At 62.6% G+C, this 19,060-nt stretch carries 21 protein-coding genes; 10 read left to right on the top strand and 11 right to left on the bottom strand.

All coding sequences use genetic code 11. From position 1 onward, the window contains the following. Positions 1-43: 43 nt before the first annotated feature. The 3 genes from O6W96_RS18920 to O6W96_RS18910 all read right to left on the bottom strand — a co-directional run bounded on the left by O6W96_RS18920 (position 44) and on the right by O6W96_RS18910 (position 2,801). Positions 44-187 carry a hypothetical protein gene (locus O6W96_RS18920; RefSeq protein WP_353470970.1) on the bottom strand — a complete coding sequence of 48 codons (144 nt, stop codon included), beginning with the start codon at positions 185-187 and terminating at the stop codon, positions 44-46. Positions 188-385: 198 nt separating this feature from the next. Beyond that, positions 386-1,372 (bottom strand): glycosyltransferase family 2 protein, encoded by a 987-nt coding sequence (locus O6W96_RS18915; RefSeq protein WP_353470969.1) that lies wholly within the window; start codon positions 1,370-1,372, stop codon positions 386-388. Between the two features lie 13 nt (positions 1,373-1,385). Next, positions 1,386-2,801, bottom strand: a complete 1,416-nt coding sequence (locus O6W96_RS18910) for a sugar transferase (RefSeq protein WP_353470968.1) — start codon at positions 2,799-2,801, stop codon at positions 1,386-1,388. Positions 2,802-3,026: 225 nt separating this feature from the next. Between O6W96_RS18910 and O6W96_RS18905 the strand changes: the two genes are divergently transcribed. Beyond that, positions 3,027-3,233 (top strand): TOBE domain-containing protein, encoded by a 207-nt coding sequence (locus O6W96_RS18905; protein WP_353470967.1) that lies wholly within the window; start codon positions 3,027-3,029, stop codon positions 3,231-3,233. Positions 3,234-3,332: 99 nt separating this feature from the next. Then, positions 3,333-3,695 (top strand): winged helix-turn-helix domain-containing protein, encoded by a 363-nt coding sequence (locus O6W96_RS18900; RefSeq protein ID WP_353470966.1) that lies wholly within the window; start codon positions 3,333-3,335, stop codon positions 3,693-3,695. A gap of 75 nt (positions 3,696-3,770) precedes the next feature. On the opposite strand, the gene O6W96_RS18895 is transcribed toward O6W96_RS18900, so the two are convergent. Beyond that, entirely contained in the window at positions 3,771-4,259 is a 489-nt protein-coding gene (locus O6W96_RS18895; RefSeq protein WP_353470965.1) for a homogentisate 1,2-dioxygenase, read from the bottom strand. A 146-nt stretch (positions 4,260-4,405) separates the two neighbouring features. Here O6W96_RS18895 and O6W96_RS18890 point away from each other — a divergent pair, with 146 nt between their 5' ends. The 5 genes from O6W96_RS18890 (at position 4,406) to O6W96_RS18870 (ending at position 9,639) form a co-directional block, all read left to right on the top strand. Continuing rightward, entirely contained in the window at positions 4,406-6,823 is a 2,418-nt protein-coding gene (locus tag O6W96_RS18890; RefSeq protein ID WP_353470964.1) for a TonB-dependent receptor, read from the top strand. Positions 6,824-7,115: 292 nt separating this feature from the next. After that, positions 7,116-7,604: a DUF922 domain-containing protein gene (locus O6W96_RS18885; RefSeq protein WP_353470963.1), complete on the top strand. Its 489-nt coding sequence runs from the start codon at positions 7,116-7,118 to the stop codon at positions 7,602-7,604. 232 nt (positions 7,605-7,836) lie between these two features. Further along, positions 7,837-8,610, top strand: coding sequence for an SDR family NAD(P)-dependent oxidoreductase (locus O6W96_RS18880; RefSeq protein WP_353470962.1), 774 nt, complete (start codon positions 7,837-7,839; stop codon positions 8,608-8,610). Beyond that, positions 8,607-9,503 carry a glycosidase gene (locus O6W96_RS18875; protein WP_353470961.1) on the top strand — a complete coding sequence of 299 codons (897 nt, stop codon included), beginning with the start codon at positions 8,607-8,609 and terminating at the stop codon, positions 9,501-9,503. Before O6W96_RS18880 ends, O6W96_RS18875 begins: the two co-directional genes overlap by 4 nt. Then, complete coding sequence (locus tag O6W96_RS18870) at positions 9,493-9,639, top strand: XRE family transcriptional regulator (RefSeq protein WP_353470960.1); 147 nt, start codon at positions 9,493-9,495, stop codon at positions 9,637-9,639. The genes O6W96_RS18875 and O6W96_RS18870 overlap by 11 nt, the downstream gene beginning before the upstream one ends. Positions 9,640-9,644: 5 nt before the next feature. On the opposite strand, the gene O6W96_RS18865 is transcribed toward O6W96_RS18870, so the two are convergent. Further along, positions 9,645-10,322, bottom strand: coding sequence for a hypothetical protein (locus tag O6W96_RS18865; RefSeq protein ID WP_353470959.1), 678 nt, complete (start codon positions 10,320-10,322; stop codon positions 9,645-9,647). Between the two features lie 53 nt (positions 10,323-10,375). Here O6W96_RS18865 and O6W96_RS18860 point away from each other — a divergent pair, with 53 nt between their 5' ends. Then, positions 10,376-10,639 carry a helix-turn-helix domain-containing protein gene (locus O6W96_RS18860; RefSeq protein ID WP_353470958.1) on the top strand — a complete coding sequence of 88 codons (264 nt, stop codon included), beginning with the start codon at positions 10,376-10,378 and terminating at the stop codon, positions 10,637-10,639. 295 nt (positions 10,640-10,934) lie between these two features. Here O6W96_RS18860 and O6W96_RS18855 read toward each other — a convergent pair whose 3' ends face one another. Next, a complete protein-coding gene (locus O6W96_RS18855) occupies positions 10,935-11,261 on the bottom strand; it encodes a hypothetical protein (RefSeq protein ID WP_353470957.1) in 327 nt (108 codons plus the stop codon). A gap of 156 nt (positions 11,262-11,417) precedes the next feature. On the opposite strand from O6W96_RS18855, the gene O6W96_RS18850 reads away from it, so the two are divergent. Next, complete coding sequence (locus tag O6W96_RS18850) at positions 11,418-12,521, top strand: HAD family hydrolase (protein ID WP_353470956.1); 1,104 nt, start codon at positions 11,418-11,420, stop codon at positions 12,519-12,521. 878 nt (positions 12,522-13,399) lie between these two features. Here O6W96_RS18850 and O6W96_RS18845 read toward each other — a convergent pair. The 4 genes from O6W96_RS18845 to O6W96_RS18830 all read right to left on the bottom strand — a co-directional run bounded on the left by O6W96_RS18845 (position 13,400) and on the right by O6W96_RS18830 (position 16,972). Further along, on the bottom strand, positions 13,400-13,723 hold the full coding sequence (locus O6W96_RS18845; RefSeq protein WP_353470955.1) for a ribbon-helix-helix domain-containing protein: 324 nt from the start codon (positions 13,721-13,723) through the stop codon (positions 13,400-13,402). Next, positions 13,720-14,388, bottom strand: coding sequence for a ParA family partition ATPase (parA, locus tag O6W96_RS18840; protein WP_353470954.1), 669 nt, complete (start codon positions 14,386-14,388; stop codon positions 13,720-13,722). Before parA ends, O6W96_RS18845 begins: the two co-directional genes overlap by 4 nt. A gap of 301 nt (positions 14,389-14,689) precedes the next feature. Further along, entirely contained in the window at positions 14,690-15,493 is an 804-nt protein-coding gene (locus O6W96_RS18835; RefSeq protein WP_353470953.1) for a helix-turn-helix domain-containing protein, read from the bottom strand. A gap of 447 nt (positions 15,494-15,940) precedes the next feature. After that, positions 15,941-16,972, bottom strand: a complete 1,032-nt coding sequence (locus O6W96_RS18830; RefSeq protein ID WP_353470952.1) for a replication initiator protein A — start codon at positions 16,970-16,972, stop codon at positions 15,941-15,943. Between the two features lie 484 nt (positions 16,973-17,456). On the opposite strand from O6W96_RS18830, the gene O6W96_RS18825 reads away from it, so the two are divergent. After that, entirely contained in the window at positions 17,457-17,951 is a 495-nt protein-coding gene (locus O6W96_RS18825; protein ID WP_353470951.1) for a hypothetical protein, read from the top strand. Between the two features lie 57 nt (positions 17,952-18,008). Here O6W96_RS18825 and O6W96_RS18820 read toward each other — a convergent pair whose 3' ends face one another. Then, positions 18,009-18,857: a hypothetical protein gene (locus O6W96_RS18820; RefSeq protein WP_353470950.1), complete on the bottom strand. Its 849-nt coding sequence runs from the start codon at positions 18,855-18,857 to the stop codon at positions 18,009-18,011. Between the last annotated feature and the right edge of the window lie 203 nt (positions 18,858-19,060).

Below are 19,060 nucleotides of genomic sequence, written 5' to 3'. Positions count from 1 at the left end.
CTGGAGAGCTATGCTGGCCAGGGTCTATCAAAGCTAGCGACGTCTAAACCTTGCCGTTTGCCAGATCGGCATACCGGCGGGCCAGTTCGAGATGCACGGCTTTTGCACAGCCGTCGCTGGTCATTTCCGCGATCGACCGCTCCTCGGCCGCCCTGGCAAAATAATAGTCGCGTTCGTTTTCTGCCATGGGTTTGGGCCAGACGTCCTTGAAATCGATGCATCCAAAATTGCACCGAAATCTCCCCTATCGCCGAGAAACAACGGAATATATGGTATAGATGTACGCCTTTTCAGGTAGAATTCGACGGTATCGACTAGCCCGGCTGCGTTCGATCATCGGCCCTCGTCGGGGCAAAAGACCGCAGCCCTGACGACGTGGAGCCTCTCAGGCCTGTCGCTCCGCACGATCGCGCTGTCGCCAGTAGAAGGGCTGCATCGACAGGCGCTGCTTCCAGCGGTTCGACAATTTGGCCTCGCGACTGCCCATCTTGTAGCCGGCATATTTGGCGAAGGTCCGCGTGACCGCCGAGGGCAGCTGCAGCGGGTCGTGCCGCGCCAGATAGGTCAGTTCCGAGCGGATGAAGCGAAGCCCCTCCCCTTCGGCCGTGCCGAAGGTGTCGAGCAGCCAGCGATTGCGACCGTGAAACACGCCAACATCGAAATACCGGCGGAATTCCTCGGCGATCGTATAGCCGTGGCTGTGGATCACCTCTGCATCGCCGCGATAGGCGATCCGCCAGCCCTCGATCAGCATCTGTCCGGCGACCAGCTGGTCCTCCGCGAAGAACGCATCCTCAGGGAACCCACCGACCGCCGCCAGCGCGGGGGTGCGATAGGCGGCGAAGGAATCCGAACAGAATACCGTCTTCACGCCGCTTCGCGCGCGATCCTCGAGCGACCGCGTCTCCGAGGCCGGGGGATAGTTGGTCAGTCGGGCATGCCGCTCGATACCGCGCGCGACGGTGCGCGGCAGCTGCCGACCATACGCCATCCCGACCTGCGGATCGGCAAACGCATCGACCAGTCGGGCGATCGTATCGGGAGCCTGCGGGATGGCATCCTGCGTCAGCATGACGACGATATCGGCCTCGGGCCGCATCTCGACCGCGCGCTGCCGGGTTCCGCCATGGTTGAACGTGCGACGCTCGATCCCGACGACCGTCGCCCCGAAAGCGCGGAACGCCGCGCAACTGTCATCGTCGGACTCGGAATCGACGATCAGGAACTGTGCAGGCGCGAGCCCCTGCCCTGCCAGCGCCGGTAACAGCGCCGACAGATAGGCGCCCGCGTTGAGCGTCGGGATGACCACCGACACGCGCGCCGGATCGATCGTCCACTGCTGGGTTCCGGGCCGGGTTCCGGTTTCGGACACGGGAAAGGCCGGATCAGAAGGCATTGTCGTGCCTGATGACGAAGATGGTCCTGAACAAAATCCACATATCCTTACCCATCGACCAGTCGCGCAGATACTCCAGATCGGACGACAGCCTGTTGGTCAGGTCTGCGGTCAGAACCGTCGCGCCGCGAAAACCGCGGATCTGCGCAAGGCCGGTCACGCCCGGCTTGACCGCATGGCGATGCCGATAGCGCGCGTCGATCTCCCAATAGAGCTGCTCGGCCGCGCGCGCCGACAACGCATGCGGCCGCGGCCCGACCATACTCATGTCGCCACGCAGCACGTTGATGAGCTGCGGCAGTTCGTCGATGCTGTTGCGCCGGATGAACTGGCCGATCCGGGTCACGCGACTGTCGCTGCGGGTGGTCAGCACGCTGGCGGTCGCATCGCACTGGTCGTCGAACATGCTGCGGAACTTGAGCATCATGAACAGCGTGTTGTCGCGGCCGATCCGCTGCTGACGGAACAACACGGCACCGGGGGATTCGAGACGGATGGCGATCGCGATGCCTACCAGCAACGGCGACAGCAGCACCAACGCCAGCATCGAGACGACGATGTCGAAAAGCCGCTTCATGATGCGGTCGCGCAGATGCAGCGGCCCTGCCGACACCACCAGTGTCCGGTGGTTATGGTAATGGCTGACGCCGATCATACCGATGCGATCGACCTCGGGGGTGAGAATTTCCCCGTCGACGGCCATGCTTTTCAGCACATGCGCCCAGGCGACCACGCGGTCGTCGCGGCAGGCGATCACCACGCGGTCGGCATGCGCAACGAGCTTGGCGAGGCGGTGATATTCGAGCGGATCCTCGGTCGTGGGATCGAACCCGATCTGTCCGGCATCGAGGATCATGCCATGCGACGGCGCAGTCCAGGCGATGCCGTCGAGCACCACCACGGTGCTGAACGGCGTCCCCCCCAGACGGCGCAGCATGGTCCTACCCAAGATCAGCCGTTCGCCGATGATCAGCCCGGCCGCGCTCAACGTGCCCGTCCAGAAGACCAGGCGGGAGAACGCCGCGCCGACCTTGAAGGAATAGGCGATGATCAGCATCGCCGCGGCGGCGAAGGCGATCGCGCGGATCGCGGTGAACGCGCCGACCCGCGGATCGCGCAGGACTGCCCCGTTGTAGGATCCGTTGATCGCCGCGACCCAGAGGTAGATCGGCAACAGCACGCTCAACATCGTCGTGCCGTGGAGCGTCGACCATGTGCCGAGATAAATCAGGTTGGCGAACAGGAACCCCAAGCCGATCGCCATCACGTCGGCCCCTGCCAGCGCCGCGTAGCAGCGTATCCGTCGCGTCTCCATGTTTTTGACCGAGATCAGCGAGTCTGGGAGGATCAAGGATTCTGTCGGGTTGGTGACGCTGTCGTAGCGACGATTGCTCTGAATATTCATCTAGTCTGTTCCGGTGGACCATTGAGTGGCTTGCCCGCCAGCGTCCGCCTATGCCACGGATATGCAACGACCGTTAGTCTCGATGCGGCCAGCGTTGCGGCGGGCGGGCGGGCCCTGCCACGATCGTCGACTGCGCCTTGGTCGTTGGTACAGCCGGTCGGCTTTGATCCCATACACGGAGCAATCATGCTTTCTTCCAATCCTGGCATTCTGTAAGGCGACCGCATGAAAATCAGCGCGCGCAATCAGATCTCCGGTCGTGTCAGCAGCATTCATCCCGGCGCGGTGAACGGCTCGGTCAAGGTGGATATCGGCAACGGTATCATCATCACCGCCAACATTACCGAAGAGGCGATCGCCGACTTGGCGCTCGGCGAAGGCGATCAGGTGACAATACTCGTCAAGGCGAGCGACGTCCTGATCGGAAAGTGATGCGCGGGTCGGGATGCGTCGGTGCGGCCCTGCACGGCGCAACCCGACACCGGCCACATCCAATAGCTGCGGGTCACGCCCTCGACCGGGAGCGCACAGGTGGCGATTGATGGTCCCCTGAAGGTCAACGTCCAGCTCCTGCGCGGCGTGGAACCCGCGATCGGGCCGGGCAAGGCGCTTGTCCTCGACGCGATCGAGCGCACCGGCTCCATCTCCGCTGCGGGGCGGGATCTCAAGATGAGCTACCGGCGCATCTGGCTGCTCGTCGACAGCCTCAACCAGGCATGGATCGAGCCCGTGGTCGAAACCCGTGTCGGCGGTGGCACAACGGGCGGCGCTCAGTTGACCCCGTTCGGCGAGAAGATGCTCGCCAGCTACCGGGCAATCGAAGCGCGCATGGTCGCTGCGGCCGCGGGACCGGATTTCGACTGGTTGATAGACGCCATCAAACCGGAAGGGTGACGCATCGCGCCTTCGCTTTCCTTCGTGTCGTCCTCGCCGATCAGGCTTTGCTAGCGGTTCGGCAATACCGACGGCTCACGGCATCCATACCACCATCATGGGCAGCACCGCAGTGCTGTTGCCGACCACTTGCAGCAGATGGCGGCCTGGCATCAGATCGAAATCAACCATCTTGCGCAGGCCTGTGCAATCGGGCCCATGCGCATGCGCGACCGACGGAATGGGCGGCGCCACGCCCGATGTCCCGAGCGTCGGGTCGCGCAGAACGTCGATCCACGCCGCAGAGCCCAGCACAACGCGGTAGCGCCCCCTGGCGGGTACGGCGAAGGCAAACATCCCGCCGCTGCTCGCCGGCCCGACGGGCTTCTTCGCGCGGACGGAATAGGTGATCTGCGGTGTCGGCAGCAGCGTCGCCGTGACGCCCGACCCCAGCGGTAGAGTGGTGGCCGTCCTAGCCGTGTCGCCAGCACGAACCGGCTGCTTGCGAGCCCACCCTTCGAGCCCGCTCGGTAGCGGAACCGACGTCGCGGGGCATGCGACCTCGGCATGGCCCATCGAGGGCATCGCCTGAAGGCTCGGAGCAAGGACGAGCAAGGAAATCAAGAGGATGCCGGCAAGGTCTTTTCCAATCGATTCAGGTCTGTATATGGCTGGATATAGACCTAGTTACCCTGCACTAGCAGCGTGTTGGTCGACAGGGGAAATTTTCGATGCGTTACCTGCTCTGCGCCGTCAGCATCATCGCGCTTGCTACTCCCATTCTCGCACAGGACCGGTCGGTGCCACGGGACGACGAGTCGACCGCGACGGCGACCGGTGCCAACGAAGACAGGGCCAATAACGACAGGGCCGGACTCCCCGAGATCACCGTCACGGCGCGCCGTCGCGCCGAGGACGCACAACGTATCCCCGGGTCGCTCTCGGTGGTGGGCGGCGCGCTGCTCGACCGCTCCTACACGGTCAACACGCAGCAACTGTCACAGCTCGTACCGACGCTCAACTACAGCTCGGCCAACCCCCGCAATACCGCCTTCACGATCCGGGGCCTGGGCAGCAGCGTCGTCGCCGTCAGCCAGGCCAATGACGGGCTCGAGCCGGGCGCCGGCTTCTACGTCGACCAGGTCTATCATGCCCGCCCTGCGACAGCCGCATTCGACTTCAGCGACATCGGCCAGGTCGAAGTGCTGCGCGGTCCGCAGGGCACGTTGTTCGGCAAGAACAGCACCGCCGGCGCGATCAACATCACCACGCGCGCACCCACCTTCACGCCCGAAGCGAGCGAGGAGATTTCGGTCGGCAGCTTCAACTTCGTCCAGGTCAGGGCGGCCGCGTCGGGGCCGATCAGTGATACGCTGGCGTTCCGCGTATCGGGCGTGTCGACACGCCGCGACGGCGTAATCGACAATATCCGCACCGGCCGGGACCAGAACCAGATCGGCAACCAGGCAGTCCGCGGGCAATTGCTGTTCAAGCCGTCCGAGATGTTCCAGATCAAGCTCAGCGCCGACTTCACCAACTTCCAGAGCAACTGCTGCACGCAGGTCTATTACCGTGTCGCGACCCGCGACGTGGCGCGCACCGCCACGCGGCAGTTTGCCGGACCGACCGGCCTTGCCACGCAGTTCAACTACACGCCGCCCAGCACCAACCCCTATGACCGCGTAACCGATATCGACGCACAGCTCGGCGTCGATACCAACGAGGGCGGCGTCGCGGCGATCGCCGACTGGAATCTCGGCGGTGCCACGCTGACGTCGGTCAGTGCCTGGCGCTTCTGGAACTGGGATGCCGCCAACGACCGCGACTATACCGGCATTCCGATCCAGATCGAACAGCACATCCCGTCGCGCCAGGATCAGTATAGCCAGGAGCTTCGCCTCGCCTCGAACGGCAACCATGCGCTCAGCTACGTCGGCGGGCTGTATTTCTTCCGCCAGCGCGTGGAGGGACGGCCGATCTCGATCTACGGCCCGGCAGCCGCGCGCTATCTGATCGGCACGACGACAGGCGCGAACGCGACCCCTGTCGCTGCCAATCTGCTCGACGGCTACGGCACCGATGGCCGCACCGATTTCCAGTCGAACAGCTACGCCGCGTTCGGCGAGGTCAACTGGCGGCCGGTCGACCGGATCACGCTGACCGGGGGCCTGCGCTACACCTATGAGCACAAGACCGGCAGCTACGACACGTTCGTGTTCGGCGGGCCTGCCACCACCAACGCCGCGCTGATCAACGCCCGGCTCGGGATCCTGCGCGGCCAGACCTATGCCGCGAAGGTCAACGATGGTGCGCTGACCGGGCGCGCCAACATCGCCTGGCAGGCGACCGACACCGTGCTCGGCTATGTCAGCTACGCGCGCGGCGAGAAGTCGGGCGGCATCAACATGTCGGGCTTGCCGCTGAACGATCAGAACCTGCCGGCAATCGGCACCGCCGTCGTGCGGCCGGAAAAGAACACCGCCTATGAAATTGGGGTGAAGACGCGCCTGTTCGACAACCGGCTCATCGTCAACATCGATGGCTTCTACACCCGTGTCACCGACTTCCAGACCAACGTCAGCGACACCCGCGCCGCAGCCGCGCTACGTACCTATCTCGCCAACATTCCGCGTGTCACCGTCAAGGGCGTGGAGGCAGACGCCGTTGCAGCGATCACCCGCGACCTGTCGCTTCGGGCGTCCGCTGCATATGCGGATGGCCAGTATGACAGCTACCCTGCGGGCCCCTGCCCGATAGAGCTGATCGGCAATACAGCGGCGTCCTGCAACCTGAGCGGCACGGGCCTGCCCGGTTTGCCGAAATGGTCCTATACCGTCGGCGGCGACTATCTCCGTCCCGTCGAGGCATTGAAGGGCAGCCTGTTCGCGCACGCCGATGCGAATTATCGCAGCAAGCAGTTCGGCGATCCGACCGGTTCGCGCTTCACGACGATCGGCAGCTACAGCGTCGTCAACGGCAGCGTCGGCTATCGCAGCGAAAAGGGCTGGGAGCTTGCCGTCTTCGCCCGCAACCTGTTCGATCGCGACTATATCCAGAACGTCACGATCCAGGCCGGCAATTCGGGCCTGATCCTCGCGACACCCAGCGATCCGCGCACGATCGGCGTGACCTTCCGCGCGCATCAATAAGGCCGTTGCGGGGAGAAGCGACGATCGGTCCTTGCAGCACGGTGCTCCAGTCCGCCGGATTTTCCCGGCGTATGTGGCGCGCACCATGCGCTCGGTTCATCGCCGGTCACCGGCCGCAGCCATTTGCAGAAGCTCAGGCATCGGGCAATGAAGCGCCATGCTGCTTCAGATTCACGCTCGACCGAGACCGACAGTTCGCCAAGGCATATCGCTCTGCCTTGCAGCCGTCGTAGGAACTCTACCAGCCTCGGGCGGCGCCCAGACATTTTCCATAGCATCCCGGGCGGATCCCTTGCAGGGCCTGCAAAACGTTGTTGTGGAGTATTACGACGTCTCCGGAACTGACGAGCAGTCGATCAATGCTTCTATCCAATCGAATAGTCCGCATCGGCCGGACGGGAGCTGGGCGCTGGGTCAAACCCGCTACACCTCGCGCTATCGACCTCTCCAGATGACGACCAAGGGAGTCTGCAAGGTCGTAAAGCTGGATTCGCAACTTGGCGCGATCGTCGTTTTGCCGCGATTGGTGGCTGAAAGCTCTGTTCCTCAGCGTATTCGGGCGAAATGGGGACCGTTCATCGCTGGCCTGAAGGAGCACGAAGCGGGACATATCCGGCTGAGCTACCAGCATATCCATGATTTTGGCGTGGCGATCGTCGGAACGAATTGCAGCCATTACAAAGCCGCGTACGATGCCGATGAAGCTGCCTCGCGGGCCACGCAAAACGCCTATGACCGGGAAACTGACAGCGGCGCTACGCAGTGTGCCGTGTTGCAGTAAACGCTATCGTTCTCATCTTCCTGGGGAAAGACGCCGCAGTACCTACTCTCCATTCCACTATCACCCTTTTGCGACCACCGACGCCTGAATTAACCGTCCCCAAAGCCCGACGTCCATTCACGGGGTCTGAAGCGAAGTCGTGGAAACGCGCGTATTTACGACGCGGATGGCGGCTACCCTTTATGGCGGCGAATTCATGCAACTGGGATGTCATGCCGCAGGTTCAGCGGTGATGACCCTGTTCGACAATCAGATCGTTATCGTCACCGGCGGTGAATCCGGGATTGGCGCCGCCTGCGCGACAGCGTTGGGCAATGCCGGTGCCCGCGTCGTGATTACCTATTTCAAGGATGCCGCAGCGGCACAGTCAGTCTGTGCCGCGATCGGTGGCAACGATCGTGCGATTTCCGTGCAGGCCGATGTCGGTGACGAAGCCGCGGTCGAACGCTTGTTCGCGGAGGCCGAAAAGGCATTCGGCACCGTCAGCCTGCTGGTCAATTCCGCCGGATTGAACATGAGCGGAGTGATGCTCGTCGACATGGAGCTTGCGCAGTTCGACCGGGTCATCCGGTCCGATCTCTATGGCCCTTTCCTGACCTGCCGACGGCTGGTCCGCGCGCTCGAAGCCAAGAATGCCAAGGGCCGGATCGTCAACATCTCGTCGATCCACGAACGCGCCCCGCGCCCGGGCGGGGTCGATTATGATTCTGCCAAGGGTGGCCTGTCGCAGCTGACCGCGACATTGGCGCTGGAGCTGGCGCCCAAGGGTATTGCGGTGAACGGCGTCGCGCCGGGAATGATCCTGACGCCGATGAACCAGTCCGCGCTCGACCATCCCGACGAGCTGGCGGCGAAGGAAGCGGCGATCCCGTGGAAGCGTGCCGGCCGACCCGACGAGGTGGCGGCACTCGTCGTGTTCCTGCTGTCGCCGGCAGCGGACTATATCACGGGCACCACCGTCACGATCGACGGCGCGCTGTCGCTCACCGTGGCGCAGGGTGCATGACGATCACGTACGCAGTCGAGCAGCTCGACACCGTCATGATCTCCGCTGCATCGGTCGTCGACGGCATGGACCTGATGAGTCCGTTCGTGTGGCGGGAAGGCGACCTGTACCGGATCATGGTGCGCGGCGTGCCGCATCCGCTCGGGCCCCGCGATCCGACCGGGATCATCGCGCGCGGGGAGAGCCGCGATGGGCTGACCTTCACGATGGATCCGGGCCTCGCGATCATGCCTGGCCCGGGTGCCGAAGACACCGGCGGGTGCGAGGATCCGACCGTACTCGTGACCGGTCATGAGTATCTCGTTTATTATACCGGCGTCGATGCGGCGCGAGCGCAGGGGTGCATGATCCTGGCGGCGGGGCCCGACCTGACCGCGCTGGTGAAGGAGGACCTGGTGCTGAAGGCACCGCCCGGCGAAGGCAATATCAAGGAAGCGACGCTCGCGCAGACCGCAGCCGGGGATTGGCGACTATTCTACGAATATGCCGCGAACGGCGCGTCGCGGATCGGCATGGCAGGCGGGCCGACGGCGAAGGGTCCGTGGACCGTGCTGCCTGATCCGTTCGGGATCCGCGCGGACAGCTGGGACAATTGGCATCTGTCGACCGGGCCGATCTGGCAGGCGGCGGGGCAGGATCCGATGATGTTCTACAACGGTGCGACGCACGATGCGCGCTGGCGGATCGGCTGGATCAGCTTCAGTCCCGATTTCGCGCGTGTGACGGGACGCGGACTCGAACCGCTGCTGGTGCCACCACCGGCGTCGAACCGCGAAGCGACCGACATTGCGTTTGCGGCATCGACCGTGGCAGCCGGCGATCGGATCGCGCTCTACTATTCGCTGGAGGACCGGATGCTGCGGCGAGCGTTGATACGCCGATATGGCGGTTAACCGGCTCGGGATTACCCGCCCTCGCCTCAACGACCTGTTGCAGGGCGAGATGGAAAATTCTTTGCTGAATGCGCTAGTGAACCTTGACACCGCTTCCGGTCTGGTCGTCCATATTCAAGTATCGGAAGCGGCCTGACGCGTTCAAGTCGCGCCGATCCTCGGGATCTGGGCATAGAGATTAGAGACATAATCGCTATGCCGACTGCGAGCGGCATGCTGTTCGGAGCCAGACCTGAAAACATCTTCCTCTCGTTCTGACACGACAGATTCCACTGCCCCTGGCAGCGTGATTATGGTGCCGCAGGTCAACCAGAAATCCTCCCGCTTGGCCCGAAACAGGCGAGCAAGGAAGTGGGGCCGTGCGCCATGAGTGATATAACTCTCAAGGGTTTCATCGACGACCCAAGCCGTCCCCTCGTTCAACAAATCCCGGATAATCCACCCAGCGACGGGGTGCGCCTCCTGCACTGTCCAGAATGATATGACGCTCATCTGCATACCGGCAAGCACGGCTGTTTCATCAGAGGTCATCGGCGCCGATCGCTGGCGGGCGTAGCGCTGCAACGCTGTGCTACGCCCCTCATCGGCTGTCCACGCTGCCAGCTCGATCACAAACACCGCCTGAGTATTGTCTTCAGTCCATGCCTCGGAACGCAGACGGGACAACCGCTTGGCATGACCCTGCGCGCGCGCAGACGACAGGAATGGCGCCACGCCCCGAAAGTGTTGCCCGCCTAGCGCATGAAGTGCCTTGGAACGCGTCATCAGCGCTTCGCGATCGAGCTGTGCTGCCAGGGCAGGCACGATGTTTTCGGTCATATGTCGACTATATCCTATAGAGATATAGTCGACAATCGTCTGCCTACTGGCGCATGGAGCTATGTGCGCTAGTTGGCCTGAATGTTCGTCGTCACCGCCTGGCTGCCGGCATGACGCAGGAGGAACTTGCCTTCCGTGCCGGCATGGATCGGACCTACCTCAGCGATATTGAACGTGGGCGCCGCAACCCAACCTTGCTGACGATGCAGGACGTGGCAACACCCTTGAACCTCCGTGTGGTTGATCTGCTGGAAGGTAGCGACGCTCTCGAACCGCCCGAAGCACCCTTACGCCCCCGAGCTGCCCGAAACGGCTAGCCTACACGACTTTGCACTGCGCAAATCGCTGCTTCCCCGAATCACATTTGCATGCAGGCGATCCGCACTGGCTGACAAAACCGGAAAAAATGTAATACATAAGCGCCGCTAAGGCTATCCTGCCATCACGACCGCAAAGGCAAAAAGCGTTGCACAAACAACGCTCAGGGCATTGCGTGGCCCGTGATCCACCGCTTGTTCGGTTCGCCAATCAGTCCAGCAGGCGCATCTGTCCCGCCGCTTCCAGATCTACCTGAGATTGGGATGGTGGCCCTTTGACAGGCTCTGGAAATGGCTATTCAAAAATGGCTGCAAAATCTAGTGGGGATGCGATGGGCTCTCCCCGAAGTTGAGCGTGGATTAGCTGAGACGCCCACCAGGTTGGCTTGCAATGACGTGCTTTGGCAGCCTCTTCCAGCAACGCCATATCGTCCTGGGTAAGCCGTACCTCAAGCCGCTGCTTCCCGCCCCCCTCGGGCAACGAGCTTTGCGTGGCGCGTGAGGCCGTAAGTGCCTGCTCAATCAACGCCCGCATCGCTTGCGACCGCCCCCCGAACTGTTCGGCAAAGGCGTCGAAATAAGCAGCGGTCATGTCGTCGAGGCGGACTGTGAAACGGGTCATTCATTATTTATGGCAGACAAAACCGGAATTGTAATACAAAACCGGCCGGTGGCCTATCCTGCCATCAGAACCACGTAAAGATTTTATAGATACAAAGTTTGTCCGGACGAACTTTCAACGACCCACCACCGGTCCCTAAGACAGGACGATCCTGCAATGAGCGATGCCCGTCCAAGCTTCCGCAACCCGGCCGAAAAAGCGGCTTATGATGCCGTCCTGATCGATCTCGCCGGCCGTCCTCGCGGAAACGAGGCGGTCATGGCTTTTCGCACGCCGACCGATCCCATAGCAGCGGTGATCGCCGATGCGATGGTTCACGCAGGCGCCGTCAGCGATGAACTGTACACCCGTCTACTTACTGTTGTGGATCGCCGTTACGCCGCGTTTCGTCACGGCGTTGGCCAACCCGTTACGCGCGCCATTGCGTTTGATGCGTTCGGCACCCTGGTCCATATCGGCCGCAAGCGGCATCCGTTCGAGCGGTTGATCCGGCAGGCGCGCGACCGGGCGAAGATGATCCCCTCGCCGATGGCCCAGCCGATCGGGCTTGCCGACTATGCAGCAGCCCTAGGGCTGCCTCGTCCGGACATCGAGCTGGCGGCACTGGATGAGGAATTGGCGACGATCACGCTCTACCTTGATACGCTCGATACGCTGCACCGGGTTCGCGATCAGGGCATGAAAGTCGCCCTCGCCTCCAACCTCGCAATGCCCTACGCGGCCCCACTAAAGGCCCTCCTGGGCGATTTGATCGACGTTTGGCACCTCTCCTTCGATGCAGGCGCGATCAAGCCTGAGCGGGCGTTCTACGCCGGCCTGACTGCCAAGCTAGGCTGTGAGCCTAACGAGCTGCTGATGGTGGGCGACACCTGGCGGGACGATATCGTCGGCGCCGTCGATGCTGGATCACGTGCAAGGTGGCTCGATCGCGATGGCCGTGCGTCCCACGTTCGCCGCTTCATTGCCGCTAGCGGCTTGGCCGACGCGTGCCCGGATCGAGGCCCGGCAACCCATAAAACGGAAATGGAGCTTGTCATCGAAAGCATCGATGCGAACCTCGACTATCTCCATAATCAGCGTTGGGCGAACGAGATGGGCCGTTTACGCCAAGCTGTCGAGCGTGCGCCCGATACTGAAAAAGCTGCTGCGAAACAGGCGGCGGAAGATCACTATTGCACACGTGCTCAACCCGAAAACAGCCGAGCCGCTTTGATTCAGAGTGCGTTCGAGCAGATTGAGGCACGCCGCGCGAGCGACTGACTTCTCCATCGCTAAGCCCAGCGGCGTTAGGCCGCCTTGGCGCCCAATGCCATTTGCGCTTACACACGAGTCCCGTCCCGTTACCGGCCGCCTCGGACCTATCGCCGGATTCGGGCTTCGGAAGAGGCGTGGTCGCTGGCCAGAGCGACACCTGAACCCAATCTTTGCCAGGCTGCCAGTGCCTGCTCGTTCATTCTTGGGGGGCAACCTTCGGAAGCGCATTGTCGTTCTTGTTGATCTGCCCGTAGGCTACGCCAGCGATGTAAATTACCACGAGAGATTTCACGACCAACCGGAACCATGACAAACCGTATCTCCTGCTATGACAGCACAACCTTCCTTCGGGATCAGGCAGATTGCAGAAGCGGAGGTTAGTGGTCCAAGATCATCAAGCAACCGGTAGGTCCCGAAGGGGAGCGACGATCAAAACGGCACCAGCGTAGCCGTGGGTGAGCATGTGGATTATCAACTCAGGATTGATCGATATTCGCCCCATCTCGCTGTAGAACGGCTAAAATGCTCGCTGATACGCGACAGGCCACGAACCAGCCAACCGAGTGCAGCATATCATTCATGGGAACATTTTGCTCCAGACTGAAGCCGTAGAACAGCACCTCTTGCGCCAGGTTCGCTCGCCCATCAGCAGCATGCCTTAACTCGTCCGCCAGAATCAGATCAATAACACTACTGCAATTTTAAATTTTCATTAGGATCGCCAATTTAGCCGTTCAGGGCATCTTGGTACTTGAAAAATATGCTACTCATTCATCATGGTCAAGGCGAGATACTGGAATGCTCGGGACGCGCGAGATTCACTGACCGTCCAACGGCAGCAACCCGCAAGAACCGGCCAGCTACTTGAACGTATCATACGCAGGTCAGTCGCCGATCGGGCTTTCACCGTGCTTGCGGAGGACATCGTTGAACGCTTCGGCCATCAGCGCCTGAAGGCTGCGACCCTGACGGCGTGCGAGCGTGTGCATCGCAAACGACATTTCGGGCGAGAAGAAGCCGGCAATCTGCTTGCGGCCCTGGCGGCTGGCGGGCCCGGTGGTAGCCCCCTGCCCTCCCAGGGTCTGGCCGTTCTGACCCTGCCCCGCCGGCGCATGGCTCGAATTGGTCGTCTGCGCGATGCCGGCAGACGCGGCCGGTGCGGGGGGCGTGCGATCGCGCAGATTGGCGAACGAGGGCTTGCGGCTCATACTGCGACTTTTCCTTTTCGCGCCGGTTTGACAGGTTTGGTCGACATGCCGACCTGTCTACATGTCCACTCGTAGATCTGTCGAACATCATCGGCAGCCTTGCCGGTCGGCTCGAACTCCATGACCGTGCGGCCTTCGGCGCTGGCGTGGCGGAAGGCGGCGCGATCGGGGATCTGGACCGGACAGGCGGGCGTCCCGAAGCTTTCGACCAGTTCTCCCGCCTCCTGATAGACCCGCGGTGCGTTGGGCGAACCCGCGGTGAAGACGACGAAGGCCGGCTTACGGAGCAACTGCACCAGTTTTGCGGTCGTCTGGATCGCCGAAAGATCGAACGCGCTGGGTCGACACGGGATCAGCACCAGATCGGCGATCTCGACCGCAGCGCGTGCAGCGCTGTCGGCATGCGGCGGCGTATCGATGACGATAAACTCGGCGCCCTGTTCCCTCGCCTGCGCAACCTTCGCAGCAAGTCGGGGCGGCGGACTATCGATCACTTCGGGCGGAGCCTCCTCGCGCCACGCCGCCCATTGGCTAGCGGTCGCCTGGGGATCGGTGTCGATGACGAGCGCGACCCGCCCGGCATCGTGCGCGGCTGCGGCGAGATGAAGCGCCAGCGTTGTCTTGCCCGCCCCGCCCTTCTGGCTGATGATTGCGATTGTCGTCATGTCAGACACCCTACATGTCTACATGGCGACAAAGCAACAGGGCTGGCAAGCGATTTGGCACCGCGTACGCTTGACGCTTCTGTCTTTGCCCCTGCCCTATCGACATCGGCCCCGGCACGCAGACCAGCTGGATTGGCACGCACCACCAACCTCTTGCTCCAGCTAGGGAGCATATGACGGCGTAGCCGGCATTCCAGGTTTATCCTTTTGCGAGAGCGTTTCTCATGGTGTTTGGTCTTGTTCCGGTGTCGCCAGACTGATTCACCGACCGGCTAGGTCGGTTCGACTGATAACAATTATATTAACTTAGGAGCGGTTGCAGATGGAAATGAGACTCGCGCTCACGTAGATCGATGCTCGCGCCAAGCTTGGCGAGCATCTTGCCCAATTGCCCGCCGACCGTCGCTGCTGCCATATCCCGGCATGACAGGCCTGCGACCATCGCCGCGACCTCGCTGGCGCGTTCGCTCTCGTGCTGCACCGCATCGTCGGGCAGGGGCGCCGGCCGCATCCAGCGTGGCATGAAGCCGAGCACCCGCTGCGGAAGGGTCGGGCGGTACGCATTGGACGTCTGTCGGTAGCGCGGTCCCGGTCCGTCCGCGTCGATCCGCTTGAAGCGGCGCTGACGGACGAGGAATCCGATATCCTCGAGGATGTGAAGGGCACGGGCGATCGTCGCCCGGCCAAGGCTCGTCGCATCGGACAGATGATCGTAACTTGGAAAGACGCGCCCGCGGTTGAGACGCGCCAGCGTGAGGATCTCCTCATAAACGCGTACGGCGGCTGCAGTCAGCGTAACGATCCGGCGCTCGGCCGCGGTCAGGACGCGGTCGCCGGCACGCGCTTCGCGGCGCAACTGGCGGCCCGCATCGAGCGTCCGCCGGGCGATCCGCAGCAAATTGTCGGTCTCGCCCTTGGCGGGTACCGCGAAGAACAGCTTTTCGAACGTTCCCGCCTCGATGCTGTCGCGCAGCACCGGCGCGCCCGTGCGATGCGGCGTGCGCGTGCGTCCGGTGGCATCAGGCGCCGTGCAGTGCGCGCGCAGGCTCCCGCCCGCCTTGCCAAGCGCCCTCGCGGTCGCCTGGCCCAGGGTAAAAACCGTCATCTTCCATCCCCTTGTCGGGGCTGGGACCAAGGCAAAAAGGGGCGTGGCGCGAAACGCGCATCCTTGAACCGAAGTTCGTGTCCGGCTATATGAAGGAGGTCTGAAAGTGACCTCGGATCGACGTTTGGCGACGTCGCTCCATCAAAGCTTGGGATGCCCGGCCTCGTGCCGGGCTTTCCTTTATGGGGTCACAGCCGCTCCATCTTCGGTCGTGCCAGCATCAGCGCCGACATTTCCTGATTTTTGCAGCAAATCCTGGAGAGCGAAAGCACCTACGGTTCGTGCTTTCGAGTATCAATTACGAAATACTTTACATTCCGACGGCGAAAGTTCGTGCTTTCGAGTATCAATTCATTGGTGCGTTCGTGCTTTCGAGTATAAATTACTGCACAAGTTCGTGCTTTCGGATATCAATTCCGATGCAACTTCGTGCTTTCGAGTATCAATTCACGATGCCTGCGAATCGGGCGATGCCGATTCGCGACGCGAGTCGGAAATCGAGTCGCGCATCGATTCCCGGCCTGCATCGCGCCCCGAATCGGTCGGCGGACCGATCACCGGAGCAGACTCGGCGAGCAGGGGAGGGCGTCGGGTAATGACGACCTTGACCGGGTTGCTCTTGCGACCGCGCTTGGCGGTATCGACGATCGCGTCGGGGTCGTTGACGGTCTCGATCAGCTCTAGCCGATAGTCCGGGATCGTGTCAGCGCCCGCGATCTGCCGCAGTGCGGCGCGGAAATTGGCGAGCGGATTCTGGTAGCCGATCTGCAGGCGGAAGGTCGCCAGGTCGATCTCGAACCCGTCACCATCGCCGGTCGAGCGTGCGACTTCGTAAATCCTGCGCTCGATCGGTCCGAGTTGAAAATACGCCGCGGCATAGTCGAGAACATGCCGATCGAGCAGGATTGCCCGGAACAGCCAGTCGCAGAGCCGTACTTTTACCGCCTTCAACCGCCGTTCGCCGGCCCGCGTCTTGTTGTAATGCAGCTTTGCCTCGGACAACCACGAGAAGAACCCTTCCTCGCCTTCGCCACCCGCCTCGATATTGGTCTTGATCTGCGTGCCCTGGAGCCGCTCCAGCGCCTCGGACAGCCGACCATAGGAGCGCGCGCTGTGGTTGCTGCCGGTCACGCTGAACAGATCGTGCGCGGTGAACACGAAATCCTGCGCGACGTCCTCGCCCGCCTCGAGCTTGGCGGCCATGAGGCTGGCGATGTAGAGCACGATCTCCTTGTCGTAGATCGTCGCGACGCCGCTGGCACTCGGGCGGACCTCGATCGTGACGGTATCGGTCTGGTAGCTGAGCGGCTTCATCCAGGCATTCTTGCTCAGCGCGAAGAACGGGAAGGCCATCAGCGAGCGCTCGCCACGGATCTCGCCATAGAGCGGGCTGTCGAGCAGGAAGAGCTCGCCTTGGGGAATCCGGGACGGCGTCGTCTTGCCATCCTTGGTGCGCTTTACGGTGGGCGATCGGGTCATTGCTCATTCCTACTCGAAAGCACGAACTTTTGGCATCCCATCTCCTGTCATACGGGGCGGGGAGGGCACTACTGCCGTCCAGTTCGTGCTTTCGAGTAGAAATTCATCCGCGACATCACGCAAATCGACTAAGGGTGCGGTGCTGCCTGCCGTGTCTGATACGCGTCACTAACACGTCTGGATGTCGACATGTCGGTGTGTCGGGGCTTCGACAGGATATCGTGGAGCGATAGGGCGCGTTACGCCCATCCGACAGGTGTTCCGTCGCCTTTGTTCGAGAAGGAGCGGCCGTGACACGCAGACGATCCGACGCACCGACGATCCGACATCCCGACGATTCTACATGTCGACACATCGGAATGTCGACGCGTAGCAGTGCTTCAGCGGCCGTCGATCCGCGTCTCGAACACGTCCGGAACAGGACGGCAACGAAATGCGAAAGATTTCGCTTTCCTTCGAATCGGCGCTGACTCATAGAATCACGATGCCGATCCGCCCCGAAAACCGCTGGCTTTATCCGATCGACTGGCCGCAGCTGTCGGACACGATCCGGTTCGGTCGCGCGGGCGCACGCTGCGAACAATGTGCGAGACCGCATCGCCGCTTCGTCGCGCATCTCGGCGACGGGCGCTGGTGGGACGCCGAAACGGGATGCTGGCGTTCCGCGCAAGGCCGGAGGATCGCAGTCCGCGATCGCTTCGAGCTGGCCGGCGTCCACACTACCTATGTCGTGCTCGCCTGCGCGCATCTCGATCACGATCCGGGGCACAACATGCCGGCCAACCTCGCCGCCCTGTGCCAGCGCTGCCACATGCTCCACGACGCGGCCGAGCATCGCTGGCAACGCTGGTGGAACGCGTTCCGCCTGCGCGCGCTACGCGACCTGTACGAAGATCCCCGCGTCACGCGCGACCGCCTCGCCTTGAGCCCTCGATCAATCTCCGGCCGGACGCATCAGTCGAGTGCGGTGACACGGTAAGAGCAAACCCTATGTCCAGTCGTCGACACGCCTACATGTCGACGACTAGACATGAGCTCAACGCGACATGTCGAGCGACAGTCGTTCCACGAGAGTCGAGGCCTCGGCCAGCCGATCGAGCGCGCGGGGACGAACGAGACGGTGGACTCCCACCGCGGCGAACAGATCGAGACACTGCCGCCAATGCGCCGTCTGGCGTCCCATCGGCGCGACCAGCTGACCGCGGAAGGTGTTGGCAATCAGCGCGCCGACCGCGTCCGCACCGGCCAAGGGTGCGATCGCCGTTTCCTCCCCCCAGCCGAGCAGCACCACCGCAGCGAGGTCGAAGACACGCTCCTCACCCGGCACATCGATGGGAACGCGGTATTTGTCCATGTCCACAAGGACCGGTTCCAGCCCGTCGGGGGTCCGCGCGATCGCGCCGAGTGACGCGCGCCACAGCTTGAGGTTGCGCAGGCCTGGCGATAATCGCGCCGACCCGTCGCCGACCTCGATCGCGCAGATATCGTCGCAGATCACGCGGTGGCCACGATGCTGGAGATGCATCGCGATCGTCGACTTGCCGCTGCCTGCCGGTGCGATGAAGGCGACGGCACGTCCGTCGACCGCCACCGCCGACGCGTGAAGCGGCAGCAGCCCGCGCTGCTGGAGAAGCGCGCCCATCGCCGATCCGAGCAGATAGGCGCGTACATCGCCGTCCGGTGCGCCTGGACATGGCTCGACGATCATCTCGCGCCCGTTGCGGACCAGGAAGCGACCGACGCGAGGAACGTCCATCCAGAAGTGATCGGCGTCGACGCGGACCGCGGGCAAGAGTTCGGGGGCATCGGGGGGTGGGGCTGGGGCCAGCCTGACGTCGACATCGATGGTCCGATCGACGCCCCTCCCATCGACGACCTCATCCATGACCGGGCACACAGCATCCGGATGAAGTTCGGGAAGCGGTAGCGCAGATTGCAACCGGAGGCCGAACGCCCGATAACATGACGAAGAGGGTGGCGAAGACCAGGGTGACATTTGCCCGGCTTATCCCCCGCCCCATGCCCCGCCAAGGGCGAGAACGTGCAAACGGAGATACAGGTGGACGGAATGACGCTGGTATCCCGGCA

It is taken from the genome of Sphingomonas faeni (genome assembly GCF_040407495.1).
Taxonomy (GTDB): Bacteria; Pseudomonadota; Alphaproteobacteria; order Sphingomonadales; family Sphingomonadaceae; genus Sphingomonas; species Sphingomonas faeni_D.
This window is presented reverse-complemented; position numbering and strand designations above follow the sequence as displayed.